This window comes from Mycolicibacterium duvalii (assembly GCF_010726645.1).
Taxonomy (GTDB): Bacteria; Actinomycetota; Actinomycetes; order Mycobacteriales; family Mycobacteriaceae; genus Mycobacterium; species Mycobacterium duvalii.
On sequence record NZ_AP022563.1, the window covers coordinates 4077693 to 4094751 of the forward strand.

The 17059-nt window shown below is 71.6% G+C and carries 14 protein-coding genes; 8 read left to right on the plus strand and 6 right to left on the minus strand.

What is annotated here, in order from left to right; genetic code table 11:
* Nucleotides 1-58: 58 nt before the first annotated feature.
* The 5 genes from G6N31_RS19300 (at nucleotide 59) to G6N31_RS19320 (ending at nucleotide 4236) form a co-directional block, all read left to right on the plus strand.
* Entirely contained in the window at nucleotides 59-1504 is a 1446-nt protein-coding gene (locus G6N31_RS19300; RefSeq protein WP_179964204.1) for a phenylacetate--CoA ligase family protein, read from the plus strand.
* Nucleotides 1501-1956: a DUF5709 domain-containing protein gene (locus G6N31_RS19305; RefSeq protein WP_098005508.1), complete on the plus strand. Its 456-nt coding sequence runs from the start codon at nucleotides 1501-1503 to the stop codon at nucleotides 1954-1956. The genes G6N31_RS19300 and G6N31_RS19305 overlap by 4 nt, the downstream gene beginning before the upstream one ends.
* A gap of 112 nt (nucleotides 1957-2068) precedes the next feature.
* On the plus strand, nucleotides 2069-2572 hold the full coding sequence (locus tag G6N31_RS19310; RefSeq protein ID WP_098005588.1) for a hypothetical protein: 504 nt from the start codon (nucleotides 2069-2071) through the stop codon (nucleotides 2570-2572).
* 75 nt (nucleotides 2573-2647) lie between these two features.
* Nucleotides 2648-3271, plus strand: coding sequence for a TIGR03085 family metal-binding protein (locus tag G6N31_RS19315; RefSeq protein ID WP_098005506.1), 624 nt, complete (start codon nucleotides 2648-2650; stop codon nucleotides 3269-3271).
* 29 nt (nucleotides 3272-3300) lie between these two features.
* Entirely contained in the window at nucleotides 3301-4236 is a 936-nt protein-coding gene (locus tag G6N31_RS19320) for an LLM class F420-dependent oxidoreductase (protein WP_163722262.1), read from the plus strand.
* 191 nt (nucleotides 4237-4427) lie between these two features.
* On the opposite strand, the gene G6N31_RS19325 is transcribed toward G6N31_RS19320, so the two are convergent.
* Entirely contained in the window at nucleotides 4428-4667 is a 240-nt protein-coding gene (locus G6N31_RS19325) for a hypothetical protein (RefSeq protein WP_163722264.1), read from the minus strand.
* Between the two features lie 71 nt (nucleotides 4668-4738).
* Between G6N31_RS19325 and G6N31_RS19330 the strand changes: the two genes are divergently transcribed.
* Nucleotides 4739-5242 carry a hypothetical protein gene (locus G6N31_RS19330; RefSeq protein WP_098005503.1) on the plus strand — a complete coding sequence of 168 codons (504 nt, stop codon included), beginning with the start codon at nucleotides 4739-4741 and terminating at the stop codon, nucleotides 5240-5242.
* 12 nt (nucleotides 5243-5254) lie between these two features.
* Here the strand turns inward: G6N31_RS19330 and G6N31_RS19335 are convergent, their stop codons facing one another.
* From G6N31_RS19335 to G6N31_RS19355, 5 genes are all read right to left on the minus strand, one after another.
* Complete coding sequence (locus G6N31_RS19335) at nucleotides 5255-7105, minus strand: Hsp70 family protein (protein ID WP_163722266.1); 1851 nt, start codon at nucleotides 7103-7105, stop codon at nucleotides 5255-5257.
* A gap of 31 nt (nucleotides 7106-7136) precedes the next feature.
* Complete coding sequence (locus tag G6N31_RS19340) at nucleotides 7137-8651, minus strand: dynamin family protein (protein WP_098006312.1); 1515 nt, start codon at nucleotides 8649-8651, stop codon at nucleotides 7137-7139.
* Nucleotides 8652-8683: 32 nt separating this feature from the next.
* Entirely contained in the window at nucleotides 8684-10513 is a 1830-nt protein-coding gene (iniA, locus tag G6N31_RS19345; RefSeq protein WP_098006314.1) for an isoniazid-induced dynamin-like GTPase IniA, read from the minus strand.
* A gap of 90 nt (nucleotides 10514-10603) precedes the next feature.
* Nucleotides 10604-11653, minus strand: coding sequence for an IniB N-terminal domain-containing protein (locus G6N31_RS19350; RefSeq protein ID WP_098006316.1), 1050 nt, complete (start codon nucleotides 11651-11653; stop codon nucleotides 10604-10606).
* A gap of 249 nt (nucleotides 11654-11902) precedes the next feature.
* Complete coding sequence (locus G6N31_RS19355; protein ID WP_098006317.1) at nucleotides 11903-12442, minus strand: Rv0340 family IniB-related protein; 540 nt, start codon at nucleotides 12440-12442, stop codon at nucleotides 11903-11905.
* 234 nt (nucleotides 12443-12676) lie between these two features.
* Here G6N31_RS19355 and G6N31_RS19360 point away from each other — a divergent pair, with 234 nt between their 5' ends.
* Both G6N31_RS19360 and iniR read left to right on the plus strand, forming a co-directional pair.
* A complete protein-coding gene (locus G6N31_RS19360) occupies nucleotides 12677-14506 on the plus strand; it encodes an Hsp70 family protein (RefSeq protein WP_098006319.1) in 1830 nt (609 codons plus the stop codon).
* A gap of 10 nt (nucleotides 14507-14516) precedes the next feature.
* Nucleotides 14517-17018 carry an isoniazid response ATPase/transcriptional regulator IniR gene (gene iniR / locus G6N31_RS19365; RefSeq protein WP_098006322.1) on the plus strand — a complete coding sequence of 834 codons (2502 nt, stop codon included), beginning with the start codon at nucleotides 14517-14519 and terminating at the stop codon, nucleotides 17016-17018.
* The last annotated feature ends 41 nt before the right edge of the window (nucleotides 17019-17059 follow it).

The window sequence follows — 17059 nt, forward strand, 5'->3', positions numbered from 1 at the left end:
AGCCCGGTTCGGATTTGTTCCCGCGCGCCGGCCGCCGCTGCCGCGCACCATGGATCCCATGGGGACGGACACCGCCTGGACGGTCTTCCGCGCCGGTCGGCAGCGACCGGCGGCCATCGCCGCCCTGCAGCGGCGCCGGCTCGCCGACCTGGTCACATATGCGCGTACCCACTCGGCGTACTACGCCGACCGGTATCGCGACATCCCGGCCCCTGGTGCGCGGTCGGGGCCGACCGACATCACGCGGCTGCCCGCGATCACGAAACCCGACGCGATGACCCACTTCGACGACTGGGTGACCGATCCGGCGGTGCGCCGCGCCGGGGTCGAGGCGTTTCTCGCCGACCCCGCCCAGGTCGGCCGCGACTACCTCGACCGCTACGTGGTCTGCACCACGTCGGGGTCCACCGGGACCCCGGCCATCCTGCTGCACGACCTGCGCGCGGTGGCGGTCTACAACGCGCTCGGCTACGTCCGCGCCCTCCCGCCGACGTTGTTGCGGTCCGACGTGATCTGGCCCCTGGTGCGCGGTCGGGGCCGACTCGCCGCGGTCTTCGTGACCGACGGCCACTTCCTCGGCAACACGATGATGGCCCGTCGCGTGCGCTCCAAGCCCTGGCGACGCCGGATGCAGCGCCTGCTCTCTGCGCTGGCCCGTATCGAGGACATCGTCGGCGAACTCAACGCCTTCCAACCGGTGGTCCTCGGCGGATACCCCAGCGCGCTGGAGGCGTTGGCCCGCGAGCAGCGCGCGGGTCGCCTACGCATAGCGCCCGCCCTGGTCAACGCGGCGGGCGAGACCTTGACCGACGCGGCACGACAGCGGATCGGGACGGCGTTCGCCTGCCGCGTCGGCAACCACTACGGGACGTCCGAGGCCGTCGGGCTGACCTACGAATGCTCGGCTGCGCAGCTCCACGTCAACAGCGACTGGTACATCCTGGAGCCCGTCGATGACCACGATCAGCCCGTCCCACCCGGACGTCGGTCGCACGGTGCGTTGGTGACCAACCTGGCCAACCGGATCCAGCCGGTGATCCGTTACCAGATCGGCGATCAGATCATCGTCCAGCCTGAAAGGTGTTCTTGTGCAGGCCCGTTCCCGGTGATCGAGGTGAGCGGCCGCACCGATGACACGCTTGTCTTCGCGACCCCGGCAGGCGACCGGATCCGCGTGCTGCCGCTGGCGGTCGCGACGGTCGCCGAGGAGACGCCGGGGGTCGCCGCCTGTCAACTCGTCCAGCACGGCCCGGCAGCGCTGCGCGTGCGGTTCCGCACGAGACCCGGAGTTGACGCGGCGCAGGTCTGGGACGTGTTGCGGACGCGGTTGAGCGCCTATCTGGCCGGGCTGGGGGCGCTGGAGGTGTCGGTCGAGAAGGACGACCTGCCACCGCAGCTGCACCCACGCAGCGGCAAGTTCCGGCAGGTCTACCGGGAACACGGCACGCCGAGGCCGTTCGGCCCTAGCCCTGATGCCAGGCCGGGTCCCAGAATGAAGACATGACCACCTCATACGGGACCGGGCCGGCATCGGGGCAGTACGACGAGGACGACGAGAACCAGTTGTCCGCCGAGGACACCCTCATCGATCGCGGCACCGACGACCTGCTCGACGAGGGCTACTCCCCGCCCGAACGGCCCTGGGCCCGTGGCGCTTTCGGGCCGTCGGAGAGCATGGACCAGATTCTCTCCGAGGAGGAGCCGGACCCGATGGCCAGGCTCAACGTCTACCTCGACGACGAGGAGCGACAGCGCGCCGACGACGCCGAACGCGACGCCGAATTCCCCCGTCACGACGAAGTCGGTCGCAGCCGCGCCGGCCGCCTGATCGCCCCGGACATGGGTTTCGGCGAGGACACCGAAGCCGATCTGGTGGCCGACGACGTCGGGATCAGCGGCGGTGCGGCATCGGCGGAAGAAGCCGCCATGCACATCATCGAGGACGACGAGTCCTGAGCGAGCCCACCGCCCCCGCGAGTCACAAGCTCCACATGCATCACAGCCCGCGTACCGTGGGGCTGTGCGCAAGGTCCTCGTAGCCGCGTGCGCGGGTGTGACCGCGGCGGGCATGGTGCTGGCGGGGTGCACGAACAGCACCACCGGCCGGCCGGTCGCCACCCCGCCGTCCGGGCAGGAACCGACATTCCCGACACCCCGGCCGTCGCGCACGGCGCCCGCACCCACGCCGACCCCGTCGCCGCCACCGCGGCCGGAGCCCACCCCAGCACCTGGAGGTGAGGTGCTCCGACCGCAGAACGGTTACGTCTTCATCGAGACCAAGTCCGGCAAGACCCGATGCCAGCTCAACGAGCAGGAGGTCGGCTGCGAATCGACGTTCGCCGACGCCCCCGAGATTGAGGGGCTGCCCGCCAACGGGGTGCGCTACACCGCCAACGGCCAGCTGGCCTGGGTGCTGGGCAACATCGGGGACATTCCGGCGGTCACCCTCGACTACCGGACCTATTCGGCAGTCGGGTGGACGATCGATGCGCGCGCGGATGGCACCACTTTCACCAACGACCGCACCGGTCGCGGCATCATGATCAGTGTCGAGGGCGTCGAGACCTTCTGAGGTGCTGGGCGCCGCTGCACAGCGCGCCGGCAATCAGGTGATTCTGAGGCGGCGCAGAAGGGAACACCCGAACCCATGACCGTCGCACAGCGTGAACGCGCCGCTCTGGTGTCCGCACTCCGCGAGGTCGGTCCTGAGGCACCGACCCTCTGCGAGGGGTGGAAGACCCGGGATCTGGCCGCCCACCTCGTCGTCCGTGAACGCCGCCTGGACGCGGCCCCGGGCATCCTGCTGCCGTTCTTGGCCGGCTACACCGAGCGGGTGCAGAACCAGACGGCGGCGTCGACGGACTGGGACCGGCTGGTGGACCTGACCGCGTCGGGCCCGCCGTTGTATTCGCCGCTGAAGCCGTTGGACGCGGTCGCCAACGTCGCGGAGATGTACATCCACCACGAGGACATCCGGCGCGCCCGGCCGGGCTGGGTACCCCGCCCCCTCGACGACCAGACCACTGCCGCACTGCGGCGGCCCGTGGCCGCGATGGCGCGGATGACGTTACGCAAGGCGCCGGCGACGATCGTGCTGGCGACGCCGACCGGTGACACGCTGGGCAAGGTCGGACGCGGCCCCGAGATCGTGGTCACCGGCGACCCGGGCGAACTGCTGATGTTCGTCGCGGGCCGCGACGAAGCGCGGGTCACCTTCGACGGTCCACCCGACGTGGTCGAGCGGGTCAAGCGGGCCCGCGCCGGACTGTGAACCCCGGACCACGACAGGAGTCGACACCGATGGTGGATTTTCGCGTTTTCGTCGAACCGCAACAGGGCGCCACCTACGCCGACCAGCTCACGCTGGCCCGCGCCGCCGAGGCAGCGGGATACTCGGCGTTCTTCCGGTCGGACCACTATCTGGCGATGAGCGGCGACGGCCTGCCCGGGCCGACCGACTCCTGGGTGACGCTGGCCGGCCTGGCGCGCGAGACCTCGACGATCCGGCTGGGCACCATGGTCACCTCGGCGACCTTCCGCCATCCGGGGCCGTTGGCGATCTCGGTGGCCCAGGTCGACGAGATGAGCGGCGGCCGGGTGGAGTTCGGGCTCGGCGCGGGCTGGTTCGAAGCCGAGCACCGCGCCTACGCGATACCGTTTCCGCCGCTCGGCGAGCGGTTCGACCGGCTGACCGAACAGTTGGAGATCCTCACCGGCCTGTGGACCACAGCCGCGGGCGAGACGTTCGACTACACCGGCCGGCACTACAGCGTCGGCGACTCCCCGGCCCTGCCCAAGCCGATGCAGTCCCCCCATCCGCCGATCATCATCGGGGGTGGTGGCGCCAAGCGCACCCCGGCGCTGGCAGCCCGGTTCGCCGCCGAGTTCAACATTCCGTTCGTCGATCTGGACACGCTGACCACCCAGTACCGCCGCGTCGCGGCGGCCGTCGAGTCGGCGGGCCGGGCGGCGGATTCGTTGACCTATTCGGCGGCGTTCGTGCTGTGCGCCGGCCCCGACGACGACACGATCGCGCGGCGAGCGGCGGCCATCGGACGCGAGGTCGCCGAGCTGCGCTCGAACTCCCCGACCGTCGGTACCCCGACCGAGATCGTCGACAAGCTGGGACCGTTCCTGGAAGCCGGCGTGCAGCGGATCTACCTGCAGGTCCTCGACATGTCCGATGTCGAGCACATCGAGTTCTTCGCCGAGCAGGTCGTCGCGCAACTGCGCTGACCCGGCCGCCCGCCGCGACCACCGCTACTATCGGCTGCCGTGGCGGGCCGGGAACGCGATGACGACGGGCAGCAGTCCGTGGCGTGGCACAACCGCACCTCGACCCTGCTCGCAGCCAGCGTAGCGGCGCTGGCTGCCATCGCCGTGGTCATCTCGGCAGTGCTGTACGTGACGCGTCAGTCCGAGCCCACTCAGGCCCCGCTGTACTTCGTCGAAACCAGCCGCTCCACCACGCCGGCGAAGTCCGGCCGGTCCACGACCACCCGGACGTCGACGGTCACCAGCACGAGTCCGCCGGCCACCACCGACATCGACCCCGCAGACCCGACCTCGACGTCGGAGACCTCGGAGACTTCCGAAACGACCCGGACCACGCCGAGCACCCGGCCACCGCGGACCCGGGACCCGGAGGCGGGCCCGACGTCACGCACCCGGCCGCGCCTCACCCCGACACGCACAGTGTCCCCGGACCCGTAGCCCGCAGGGCCTACTATCTGGTCTCGTGGCAGGTTACGGACCCGACGACGACCAGAACTTCTACCGCGACGACGACCCGACGCAGATGAGCGGGTACGGCTACGGTGACTACGGTCAGCCGGGCGGGCCCGAGGCCGCCCCGACGCCCTGGTACCGCAAGCCGGTCGCCCTGATCTCGTTCGGCGCGATCGGCGCTGTGCTCATCGCGCTCGTGGTCTACGGCCTGGCCAAGGCCATCACCGGGGACTCCACGTCGGAGACCACCACGACAACGTCGCTGACCCCGTTGACCACCACGGCCCCCGCGGTGGTGCCGCCGGTGACGGTGACCGAGACGTCGCCGTCGACGACCACCACCACGGCGCCGACCACGACCACGACCACCACGGCGCCGACCACGACCACGACGACCACCACGACCACGCCGACGACCACGGTCGAGACGAGCACCAGCACCAGCGTCGTGACTCAGACCGAGACCGAGACGCAGACGATCACGGAGACCGCTCCGCCCGCTGAACAGCCCTGAGTCAGGATCCGGTCAGCACGGCGAGTCCGCCGTGGGCACGCACTCGTCGGTCGACGGCTCGGCCGCGGGTTCCGGCGCCACCGTCGAGGACGGCGTCAAAGACGAAGTCGGCGCAGGCGTCGCTGTGGGCGTCGGGGTCGGTGTCGGCGTCGGGGTCGGCGTCGAGGTCGGCGTCGGCGTCGGCGTGGGCATCGGGGTCTGTGTCGGCGTCGGGGTGGGGGTCGGCGTCGGGGTCGGTGTGGGCGTGGGCGTCGAGGTCGGCGTCGGTGTAGGTGAAGGACTCGGTGTGGGCGACGGGGTCGGCGTGGGCGTCGGGGTCGGGCTAGGCGACGGGGTCGGCGCGGGTGCGGCAGGGGGCACCACGACGGGTGCGGGCGCCGGTGCTGCCGGAGGCGGGGCCGGCGGCGAGGCCGCCTGTTTCTCCACCGCCTGACGTTGGGGCAGCGGCACCTGCGCCGCCGCCGGGACCGGCTGCGGTGGCGGAGCGGCGATGATCTCGGTCACTGTCGCCGGCCCGGGCGCTGGCGGCGGCGCGATCGGCTGGCTGGCTACCGGCGCCTCGATACCCGATGTCCCGGCGGCCACGCTCTCGGTCGAGTCGGCCTGCGTGGTCAGTAGCAGTCCGGTCGCCGCCAGCGCCGCCAGGCATGCGGCCCCGCTGAACAGCACTCCGGGTCGCCGGTACCACGCCGGCGTATCGAAATCCTGCTGCTCGTCGCCGAACTCGTCGAAACGCACGTCGGGACGGGCGTAGGCCGTGAGCTCGCCGACGGGCTCCGCTACACCGGAATCCGCTTCGGGGGGCTCGGCCGACCAGGCCAGCGGCATGGCCGCCATCGTGTCTTCCCACTCGGGCGCCGGCATCGGCAGCGGCGCCAGCATGGTGGGCGGCTCCTGGTAGGCGGAGCGGTGGGCGATCAGCTCCGCGCCGGCCGCAGCCACGATCTGGGCCGCCACCGTGGTGACCACCGGAATCCGCAGCGCCTGCGAAAGACGTTCGGTGACCGCGGGAATCCGAGCTCCACCGCCGACAGTGGCGATGGCCGACACCTGCGCGGGAACGATGCCGGCGTGACGCAGTGTGTCCTGCAGCAGCCGGATGAACCGGTCCAGCGGATCGGCGATGAGTGATTCCAACTCGCCGCGGGTCACCCGGATCGTCGACCCGGCCGCGACCAGACCCGCGGCCGTGTCGGCGGACAAGCGCTCCTTGGCGCCGCGGCACCGGTCACGCAAATCGATCAACGAGGCCACCTCCGCCGTCCCGGCGGGGTCCAGGTCGAGCCCACTCAACGCATGCCGCAGCAGGGCCTGGTCGATCAGCTCACCGGAGAACTCGGTGTCGCGCACCGTGGGTCCGATCGGCGCGAAGCCGTGAGCAGCATCGGTCAGCGTGATGCTGCTACCGGTCGCGCCGAAGTCACACAGCGCCACCACCCCGTGGCCCGGCAGGCCCGGATTCACCTGCAGCGCGGTCAACGCCGCCACAGCGTCGGAGACCACACCCAGATGGGGGACGCGAGCACGCAACGCGGCGATCGTCGACGGCGACCAGTGGGCCGGCACCGCGACCGTGGCGCAGTCCGGTCGACGCTGCGGTCGGGCCGCCCGTGTCAGCGCCTCGAGCGCCATCGCGGTCAACGTGTCGGCCCGGTAGGTGGACCCGTCAGCTGCGACCAGTGGCACCGGGTCGCCGACCCGGTCGACGAACCCGGTCATCGGCAGGCCCGGCGCTGCCGGGACGCCGAGCTGCGGCGGATGATGCGCCGACACCGTGAGCACCGCGCGCCGGACGGTGGGCCGCCCATCGGCGACGGCGGCCAGGTTGGCTGCACCCAGCGACAGACCCAGGGAAGCGCGCATACCTTCTATGTCGCCGGCCGGGGCGCAAACGTTAAGCCGGTCCGGGTTCGCTGTGCGCGTAGTCGGCGATGAGCGCTTCAGCGCTGCGCACGGCCGCCCGGCATGCCCTGGCGGTGAACGGGTCGTTGAGCGGATGGTCGGCGCGCCGGCGCCACCGCTGCGCCGCAGCGAACGCCGCCCGGGGGCCGTCGGACGCCGTGTCGGGGGTCAGCCCGAGCCGGCTGGCCGCGTCGGTGCCCGAGCCGCCGATGAGCCGGCGCAGCGAGGCCATCTCGTCGGGGTTGAGCGTGGTGGGCCGCGACCGCAGCGCGCTGAGCAGCCGTAACTCCTCGAACGCGTGGGTGTCGGCCAGCAGCGGTTCGATGTCGGCCAGGATGCGCGGTGTCGCGTAGATCGGGTGCGCCTGCACGAACTGCCGCAGGCTCAACAGCGCGGTGTGGGCCTTGAGGAGGTCCGAGCGCTGGGCGAACTGCTGGTCGATGACGTCGCGCAGCGCCACCAGCCCGCTGCGTTCGAGCAGTTCGCCGGCCAGCGCGACCGAATCCGAGGTACCGGCCCGCAGCAGCGCGATCGAGATCCGGATGCCGAACATTCCGAACCGGTCCAGCAGCGCGGCGCGGGTGGCGGCGTCGACCGGCAACGGACTGTCCTCGCGCACGAACCGGTCCACCGACAGCATCGCCTTGCTCAGATCGGTGTGGTCGGTCGCGGCGAGCTTCTGCAGCGCGACGAACTCGCTCTGCCGCAGCGTGCGGGCGGTGAACGCGAGCAGCCCCGACACCGGCACCACGGCCTGGCAGATTCCGGTGCGGTCCATCTCGGTCGTGAACCGCTCGGCGACGTCGCGCGCCGACATCATCGCATCGATCCGGCCGGCGCCGATCTCGTCGGCCCGCGAGGCCACCCCGATCACTCCGAGCGCCCCGGCCGACCCACCGACGAGCTCACCGATCTGCTTGAGCAGCGCGATGTCCGCGGCGTTGAGGGTGCGCAGCAGGAACACCACGGCATCGACGCGCGGCACCCCGTCGTCGGGAACCAGCAGCTGCAGGGTCCGCGCGGAGACGTCCCGCGACAGCGAAGACGTACCGGGGGTGTCGATGATCGTGGCGTCGGCCAGTTCGGCGGCGGGCCAGCGCACGTCGAGATCGACGACGTCGGCGGGATCGAGGCGGGTGAAGTCGAAGGTCAGGCCCCGATCATTGTGAAGTCCCGCGGGCCCTCGGGCGATGGGCACGTCGGTGCGTCGCCCCCCGCGGTGGTTGGCCGTCACGCGCGGGGTCGGGCCGTGCCGGAACCACGTCACGATCCGGGTGGCCTCGGTGGCGTCGGTGGGGGCGATGTTCTCGCCAACGAGCGCGTTGACCAGCGTCGACTTACCGGCCTTCAGCGTGCCGGCCAGCGCGATGCGGATGGGTTCGTTGAGCCGGTGGCCGATGCGTTCGAGCGTCTGGTGCACGTCGGTGCGCCGGACGTAGGCAGGGTCGGCCCGGTAGGCGGCGACGGTGCCGCCGAGGATCGCGCGCACTCGGTCGCTGGTACTCAGGGTGGACCGTTTCCTTCTGCCGACGTCGGACCCTACGAGCTTAGTGAGCTCCGTTTCTCGACGTGCTCGAGCACCTGCCGCAGAATCTTGCGTTGCCGCTCGAGCTCGGCGACCCGGGCGTTGTGCTGGTTCTCTTCGAGCTTGGCCGCGGCCAGCGTGGCCTGCAGCGACTCGTTGAGCGAGCGCGTGAGCTGATTGGCGATCTCACGGTAATGGTCACGCAGTTGCCGCTGGACGCCTTTGAGCCGGTCGCGGGACTCCTTGCTGACGGCGAACGCGACGTCGTCGACGAACCGGCGCACGTTGGTCTTGGCTTCGTTGCGCACCCGCAGCATCCGGTTCTCCATGTCCTCCTGGTAGGCCTTGCGGCCCAGGATGAATCCGGCCCCCAGCGACAGCGGGTTGAACATCCCCAGGCCGGCAAAGGAGGTCAGCATGCCGAACATCAGCACCCCGCCGTAGGAGCCGCGCATGCCGGTGACGATCTTGTGCCCGAGCTTCAGCGGCTTGGCGTCCAGTTGCGACACCGACCGGAACTCCCCGAGGTCGGCGCCCATCTCCCGGGCGTCGATCGTGGGCATCCGCACCGCGTCGAGTCCCGCTTCGGTGAACGTGCGGGCGACGTCGGCCGCGAGCGCCTCCGCGCGTTGGTAGGCCCACACGAAGTTGTCCCCGACGGCGGTGGCGACCGCTTCCTCGAGTTCGGCTCCGATCTCGGCCCAGTTCAGCGTCGGGTCACTGGTGTCGATCACCCGCTCGGTGTGGAAGGTGATGGCGCGGAACCGTTGTCGGAGGTCGTGGTCGACATCGGCGGTCAGGTCGGCGATCCCGTCGCTGAGCACCTGCTGCCACAGCGCGGTCTGCTGCAACGCCTCCTGGGCTTCGGCCTTGCGCCGTTCCAACTCGGCGGTCAGCCGCTCACGGGCGCCGGTGTCGGTCAAGGCCGAATGCTCCGATTCGACCGCCAGCAGCAGATGCTCTGCCGACGCATGGATTTCGTCGAGGACGAAGCGACGCACCCGCTCCTTCTGCCGCGCCAGCACCTCCTCGGACAGGAACCGCACGATCGCCGGAAAATTGGACTCCTCGTTGAGCTCCTTGTCGTTGAGCGCCACGGCGTGACCGCGCAGTGTCGACGACGCGGCGATGATGGGCAGGTCGATCCCGGCGCGCCGGAGGTGCGCCGCGTTGGCGTCGACGATCCGGCGCCAGTGCGGGTAGAGGTCGGTCTTGGTCGCCACGATCACCGCGAGCGGGCAGACCTCGAGGGCCTGGCGCAGGAAGGTCAGCTCGGGTTCGGTGAACTCAGCGCTGGTGTCGCTGATCATCAACATCGCATCGGCGTCGGGCAGCAGCCCCAGCGTGGAGGACAGGTGCGGTTGCCCGTGGCCACCCACGCCCGGGGTGTCGACGAACGCCAGTCCTCCCTTGAGCAGCGGGCTCGGGGCGGTCACCTCGACGCGCAGCACCTCCCGCCCACCGGCTTGCGGCGCGCGGCGCAGATCGTTGCGCAGGTCTTCCACGGGGATCTCGACCAGTTCGGGCCGGCGGCCCTCGCCGGGTGCGACCACCAGCCGCGCCGACGGCTGCTCCCCGTAGGACACCACGGTCGCCAACACCGTCGACTCGTCGTCGCCGACCCGGGCCACCGGTATGTTCAGCAGCGAGTTGAGCAGCAGGCTCTTGCCCTGTTTGAGCTGGCCGGCGATGACCACCCGGATCTGCGGGTCGTTGACCCGTTGCCGTGCCCGGGCGAGCCGCGCCACCAGATCGCCCCGGTCCTGCGCTTCGGCGATCGCGCTGGTGTGGTCGATCAGCTCCACGAACGCGCCCTCGGTCCGCTGATCTCTCGCCTGTGTCATCGAATGTCGCCTCCGGCGTCGGGTGCTTCAACGGTAAGCGCGCCGACTGGCGGGGACCACGAGGATCCCCGCCAGCGGCGCGGTGTCGGCTCAGAACGCGTCGAGGCCCGCCAGCGCCGCGTTGTTCGACGCGAGGTCGGCGTCGAGGCCGGTGTTCGTCTCGATCCCGGTGCTGTTGCCGGAGAAGAGATCGGTCTCCGTCACGTTGCCGGACCCGAGGTTGGACTCGTAGCTCGACGAGTTGTCCTCGACGACGCTCTCGGTAGAGGTGGAAACGTCGGTCTCCACCTCGGTGCGCACCGAGTTGTCCTCGGAGTTGTCCTCGACGTTCTCGCTGCCGTAGTCGCCGTCGACCTGCGTCCCGGTGTTGACGTCGTCATCGGTGATCACGATGCCGCCACCGCTGCCGCCGGACCCGCCGACCGCGTTGCCGCCGCCGATACCGATCAGGCTGCCGCCGCCGTCGGCGCCACCGCCGTTGCCGCCGCTGGTGTCCACGTCGTTGAGCACCGGGGCGTCGTTGTCGGCGATCAGGTCCCCGCCGGCGGTCTTCGAGTTGTCCTCGACCTCGTTGTCCTTGCCGACCACGACGTTGGATCCCGAACCGGCCAGGATGTCCCCGTTGTTCATGGTGTTGCCATCGCCGAGCACCGCACCGTCGCCGCTGACGATGTCGCCGTCGTTGTCCCCGTCGACCACCACGCCGCCATCGGTGGCGGTGTTGGTGCTCTTGTCGCCGAAGGTGATGTCACCGAAGCCCAGGTTGAAGGCGCCGTTCTGGGCGTTGGCGCCGGCATCCTGCACCGGGCTGGCCACCGGCACGTTGTTGCCGCTGAGCAGGTCGGTCTCGGTCTCGGGGGCGAACGTCGGCGCCCACGAGGTCTGCGGCGAGAACGGGGAGGCGAAGTTGGATGCGAGCTGGTGATGATCGGCGACCGCGCGCTGCAGGCCGACGACCGGGTCACCGCCGCCGAGCGCGTAACCGGCCGGTGCGGCCGTGGCGGCCACCGAGGCCAGCTGGGCCGCGGTGACGTTCGGCAGGCCGGCGTCGCGCAGAGCGCCGTCCGGATCCATCACGAACGACGTCGCCGCCGCCGGGCTGCGGAACAGGTCGAGGATGAAGTCGATGAGAGTCTGCATGGCAGTTCCTTTCTCGTTCCGCCGGGGGTTTCCGGCGATCTGCAGACCACGGTATGGAGTTGAGGATGCGCCGGAAACGGGGTCGGCTCCCATCCCCGAGCGAACCCACCTAGGGAAGAGGGGGGTCAGTCGTTAGGGGATTAGGGGACTGCGTCGGGGATGTCGGGTAAGCGGATTTCGGCGCAGGTCAGGACACAAAAAAACCCGCGGGGAGCGATGCTCCCCGCGGGGTCGGGACTCGTGAATCTGTCAGTCGAAGATGTCGAACGCCGGGCCGTGCTCGTCCAGCTCGGCCGGTGCGTCGCCGCCGACCGGTCCGACCCAGTCGTCGACCGATGCGGGCTCGACGGGCAGGACGTCGTCGACCAGCGGTTCTGCGTGGTAGAGCGAGGTATCCACATCGTCGACGGACACCGACGCCGGCGCCACGAGGTCCGCGCCCGCGGTGTCGATGTCGACCCGGTCCGGCATCGCGACGTCCAGGCCGGTATCGGCCACCGTCGGCAATCGGTCGTCGAACGCGTCGAACGCCGCGGTGGCGGCACCACTGGCCCACACATTGCCGGCCGACTCCGCCGTGAACGCTTCACCGAAACCCCCGACGTCGTACGCCGGGCCGTTCATCGAGAGCGACTCCGCGACCACGGGCAGCAGGTTGTCGACATCGACACTGGTCACAGCGCCGAGCTGAGCATCCGCGAGGACGCCGGCCGGGTCGGCGGCGTAGCGGGCCGCGGCCTCGGGGTCACGCACCAGCGACATCACGAAATCCAGCAGTGAGTTCGCCATGGTCGTCACATCCTCGGATCGTCCGGGTCGGGGAAGGCGGCTGGCAGGAGCCGCCCGGCTGCCACCGATGCTATCCACGTCACCAGCCGACCGGATCGGTGCTCAGCCCAACCGTCGGGGACCGGCATTAGGGGATCGCCCTATAGGGGATTCGCCACGCTAGGGGCACATCCGCCGGCCATCGCGATCCAGCCGCTATCGTGGTGCACGGCCCAGATCAGGAGAGGCGCCGTCATGACCGAACCATTGGGGTTGTCCATCGGGACGACCAACCTGGTAGCGGCCCGCGTGGGCCGTCCGCCGGTGACCCGGCGATCGATCCTGCACCTCTACGCCGATCGGGCCCCGGAGGTCGGTGCCGCCGACCAGCTGCCCGCCAGCGACGTCACCGGCCTGGTGCTGACCGGGTTCGTCGACCGGGTCGGCGACCCCGTCCCGCTCGTCGCGACCGACGGTTCGGCGCACCGCGCCGAACAACTGCTGGCCGAAGCCCTCTCGGCGATGGCGCGCACCGTCGACGGCGGCTCACCGGTGGCCATCGCGGTCCCGTCCTACTGGGGTCCGGCGACCGTCGGAGCATTGCGCGGCGCGCTGCGCACCCGGCCCAACCTGTCTCCCGACGGAGCGCCGGCCGCCCTGATCCCCGACTCCGCCGCCGCGCTGGCCGCGCTGCAGGCCGCGCCCGGCCTGCCGGACCACGGCGTGATCGCACTCATCGACCTCGGCGCCGGCGGAACGAGCATCTCGCTGGCCGACGCGGGCGCCAACCTCGACGCCGTCGGTCAGACCGTGCGTTACCCCGATTTCTCGGGCGAGGCCATCGACCGGGCCCTGCTCGACCACGTGCTGCGCGACGTCAGCGACGCCGGCTCGGCCGACACCGCCGGGACGGCTGCGGTCGGCCCTCTGCTGGAACTGCGCGAACAGTGCCGCAACGCCAAGGAGCGGTTGTCCGCCGAGACCGCCGCGGTCATCCCCGCCGATCTGCCGGGCTTCCGTTCCGACGTCCGGGTGACCCGTCCCGAGCTCGAGCAGCTGATCGCCGAACCCCTCGGCGGGCTGCTCGACGCCATCGACGACACGTTGCGGCGCAACAACATCGCCGCCGAGCGGGTGTCGGCGGTCGCGACCGTCGGCGGCGGGGCGGCCATCCCGTTGGTCACCCAGCGACTGTCGGAGCGACTGCGCGCACCGGTCGTCACCACCCCCGAGTCGCATCTCAACATCGCCGCCGGGGCGGCGCTGGTCGCCAACCGGAGCATCGAGGCCGACGCCGCGACCGGACTGGCGCCGGCCGCGGACACCCCGACGGCGATGGCGCCGGCAGCCTGGGCCGCCGGTGCTGCGGGGCTGGCGGCCGGTGCGGCCGCCGACGACGGCGCCGCGTCGGCGACCTTCCGTGCGCTGGCCTGGTCCCAGGACGATGAGTCGGCCGGCGACGTGCTGCCCTACACCGGAGACGACTACACCGGGGCCGGCGCGTACACCGCGGCCGGCGCCACGGGTGCCCGCCCGCCGGTGGCCTTCGCCGGCGACGAGGACTATCTCGACGAACCCGCCCCGCTGCCCTGGTACAAGCGTCCGACCGTGCTGTTCGGGGCGGCCGCCGCTGCGGCCCTGCTGGCCATGGGCGGCCTGGCGATCACGTTGACCGGTTCGGACGCCGACACCACGCCGGTCACCGAGACCGCCACCCCGCCACCGTCGGACGCCGCGCCCCAGGAGCTTCCGCCTCCGGTCACCACCGTCACCGTCGGCCCGGACGGGGTGGCGACCACCACGGTCAGCCAGCCTCCGCCGCCTCCCCCGGAGTCGACCACATCCTCACCGTCGGAGACCACGACCACCACCACAGCGCCCACCACCACGACGACCACGACCACCACCACGACGACCACGACCACGCCGCCGACCACGACGACCACGCGGCCGACCACCACACGGCCCACCACGACGCAGCCCCCGACCACGACGCAACCGCCGCCGACCACGACCGCCGCGCCGGAGCCGACGGCCGACCCGCCGGACCCGGTCACCACCACGGTGATTCCCGACGGCGCCTGACCCCGCCACCATGACCGGAGCGGGGCCACACCGACGGGCGGAGCTACCCCCGGCGGCGCGCGCGGCCGTCGCCGCGGTGGACGCCGACCCGCGCGACCCGGTCAAATTTCTGGTCACCGGTGGTTTCGGTACCGGCAAGACGACCGTGCTGGCCGCGCTCCGGGCGACCTTTCGGTCCGCGGGTCGTCCGGTGGTGTCCCGGCCCGGCGCAGACCCGGAGACCGCGATCGTCATCGACGATGCGCACCTGCTCGGCGACACCGACCTCGCCGCGCTGACCGACCTGGCCGCCGATCCCGGTGTCACCCTCGTCGTGGCCACCCAGCCGCGGGTCCATCACGCGCAGCTACGCGCGCTGAGCGTTGCGCTGCAACGGGAGAGCCCGCCCGTCGCCCTCGGGCCGTTGCCGCCGGCGGAGATCGGCCGCGTCGCGACGGCGGCGCTCGGAGCGCCTGCCGGCCCCGATCTGGTGCGGCTGCTGGTGTCGGCCACCGCCGGGCTGCCGTTTCTGCTGCACGCTGCGCTCGCCGCCACCGGCGAAGGCGCCAACGGTGTGCGCCGGGCCGCGCGGTTCGGGTTGATCGACCGGTTGCGCCGAATCGACGGCGAGTTGCTCGACACCCTGCTGGTGTCGTCGCTGAGCCTGGATCTGGGACCGGACGACATCGCGGCCGCACTGACGATGCCCCCGGATGCGGCACTGGCCGCGGTGGACCGGGCGCGGGCGAGCGGACTGCTCGAGCCGGCGCATCCGGAGGGTTTCCTGCACACCGTGCACGACGCGGTCGCGCAGATCGTGGGCGCGGCACGCCACCACGACATCGAGGTGGCGGTGTTGTCCTCGCAGCTGGAGCTGTCCACGCTGACCGCCGAGCTGGCACTGCGCCTGGCCGAGCACGGTCTGCGCGACGACCGGCTGGCCGGCGCGCTGACCGAGTTCGCCGCCCGCCACCACACACAGCGCATGCGAGCCGCCCGCCTCTACCGCGCCGCCGGGGAAGCCGGCGCCGAGGCGCTGAGCAGCCATCTCGCCGACGCGCTGGCACAGACCGGCGACGTCGCCACCGCGCGCCGGATCGCCGACGAACTGCTCGGCGCGCCCGACCCCGACCGGCGCGCCGCGGCCGTGCGCATCGCCGCCAGTCTCGCGATGCAGGACGGCAGTTCGGGGCAGGCCGAGGATCTGTTCCGCTGGCTCGGGCCGACGCCGGACGCCGTCGTCGGTGCCGCCGCCACGATCACCGCGCTGGCCGCCGGGGACGCCGCCGGGGCCCGTGCGGCGCTCGACGCGCCGAGCTCCGGGCCACCGACGTCGGTGGCCCGCGCCGCACGCAGCATCACCGCCGGGCTGGTCATGACGCTCGACCAGCCGTATCCGGCGGCGGTGGCCCGGCTGAGCCAGTCCCTGGTGGCCGACCACCGATTGTTCGGCGCCTTCCCCGACACCCCGGCGGCGCTGGTCGCGCTGGTCGCGTTGCACGGCGGGGATCCGGTGCGGGCCCGCAGCGTTCTCGGTCGCGCGCTGCAGGGCACCGATGCGGACGTCGAGGATGCCGCGACCGCGCGGCATCGCCTGCTGCTGGGCTGGGCCTTGATGCAGGACGGACAATTGCAGGCCGCGTCGGGCACCGTGGGTCCCACGCCGCACCGCCGCGACGCGCTGTGGGCCGCCGCGCTGCAGACCGCGGTCGCACGGCGCAGCGGTGACAGCGGCGCGCTCCAGCAGCACTGGTATACGGCGATGGAGGTGCTGGCCGAGTACTCGATCGACCTGTTCACGCTGCTGCCGCTCGGTGAGCTGTGGGTCGCGGCCGCCCGCCTGCGCCAGGTCGACCGGCTCCAGCATGTGCTCGACGAGGCGTTCGCCCTGCTCGACCGACTCGAGGACCCCGTGCTGTGGGCGGTCCCGTTGCACTGGGCCGGTGTGCACGCGGGGATCCTGGCCAACGCGCCCGACGCCGTGGCCCCGCACGGTCAGGCGCTCACCGCCGCCTCCCCTCATGCTCCGTTCGCCAGAACGCTCGCCGGTGCCGGTCGCACCTGGCTGCGTGTGCTGGCCGATCACGTCGACGCGGCCGAGGTGGCGACCGCCGCCCGCGGGCTGGCTCAGGTCGGCCACACGTGGGACGCCACCCGGCTGGCCGGCCAGGCGGCGCTGCAGACCGCCGATCCGCGGGTGTCGCAGGCGATGCTGCAGTTGGCACGCGACCTCAAGCAGACCGTGAACGGCACCGAACCGCCCACCGCCGGGCCCGCCGGCACGCCGGTGGCCGCGCCGCAGACCCCCGCCCGAGGTCCGGCTGCGCTGTCGGAGCGTGAACGCGAAGTCGCCGAGCTGCTGCTGCAGGGTCTGCCCTACCGCGACATCGGCGCCCAATTGTTCATCTCGGCGAAGACCGTCGAGCATCACGTGGCGCGCATCCGGCGGCGGCTGGGCGCGGAATCCCGCTCGGAGCTGTTGTCGATGCTGCGCACGATGTTCACCCCAGAGGGGTCGACCCGTCCGGGTTAGGGCAGCCTTCGTAGCGCGGCTTCTGTCGCGGATGCAACTAT

Coding starts and splice junctions, on each gene's coding strand:
- G6N31_RS19300 (WP_179964204.1), top strand. CDS start 59: ATGGGGACGGACACCGCCTGGACGGTCTTCCGCGCCGGTCGGCAGCGA.
- G6N31_RS19305 (WP_098005508.1), top strand. CDS start 1,501: ATGACCACCTCATACGGGACCGGGCCGGCATCGGGGCAGTACGACGAG.
- G6N31_RS19310 (WP_098005588.1), top strand. CDS start 2,069: ATGGTGCTGGCGGGGTGCACGAACAGCACCACCGGCCGGCCGGTCGCC.
- G6N31_RS19315 (WP_098005506.1), top strand. CDS start 2,648: ATGACCGTCGCACAGCGTGAACGCGCCGCTCTGGTGTCCGCACTCCGC.
- G6N31_RS19320 (WP_163722262.1), top strand. CDS start 3,301: ATGGTGGATTTTCGCGTTTTCGTCGAACCGCAACAGGGCGCCACCTAC.
- G6N31_RS19335 (WP_163722266.1), bottom strand. CDS start 7,105: ATGCGCGCTTCCCTGGGTCTGTCGCTGGGTGCAGCCAACCTGGCCGCC.
- iniA (WP_098006314.1), bottom strand. CDS start 10,513: ATGACACAGGCGAGAGATCAGCGGACCGAGGGCGCGTTCGTGGAGCTG.
- G6N31_RS19350 (WP_098006316.1), bottom strand. CDS start 11,653: ATGCAGACTCTCATCGACTTCATCCTCGACCTGTTCCGCAGCCCGGCG.
- G6N31_RS19355 (WP_098006317.1), bottom strand. CDS start 12,442: ATGGCGAACTCACTGCTGGATTTCGTGATGTCGCTGGTGCGTGACCCC.
- G6N31_RS19360 (WP_098006319.1), top strand. CDS start 12,677: ATGACCGAACCATTGGGGTTGTCCATCGGGACGACCAACCTGGTAGCG.
- iniR (WP_098006322.1), top strand. CDS start 14,517: ATGACCGGAGCGGGGCCACACCGACGGGCGGAGCTACCCCCGGCGGCG.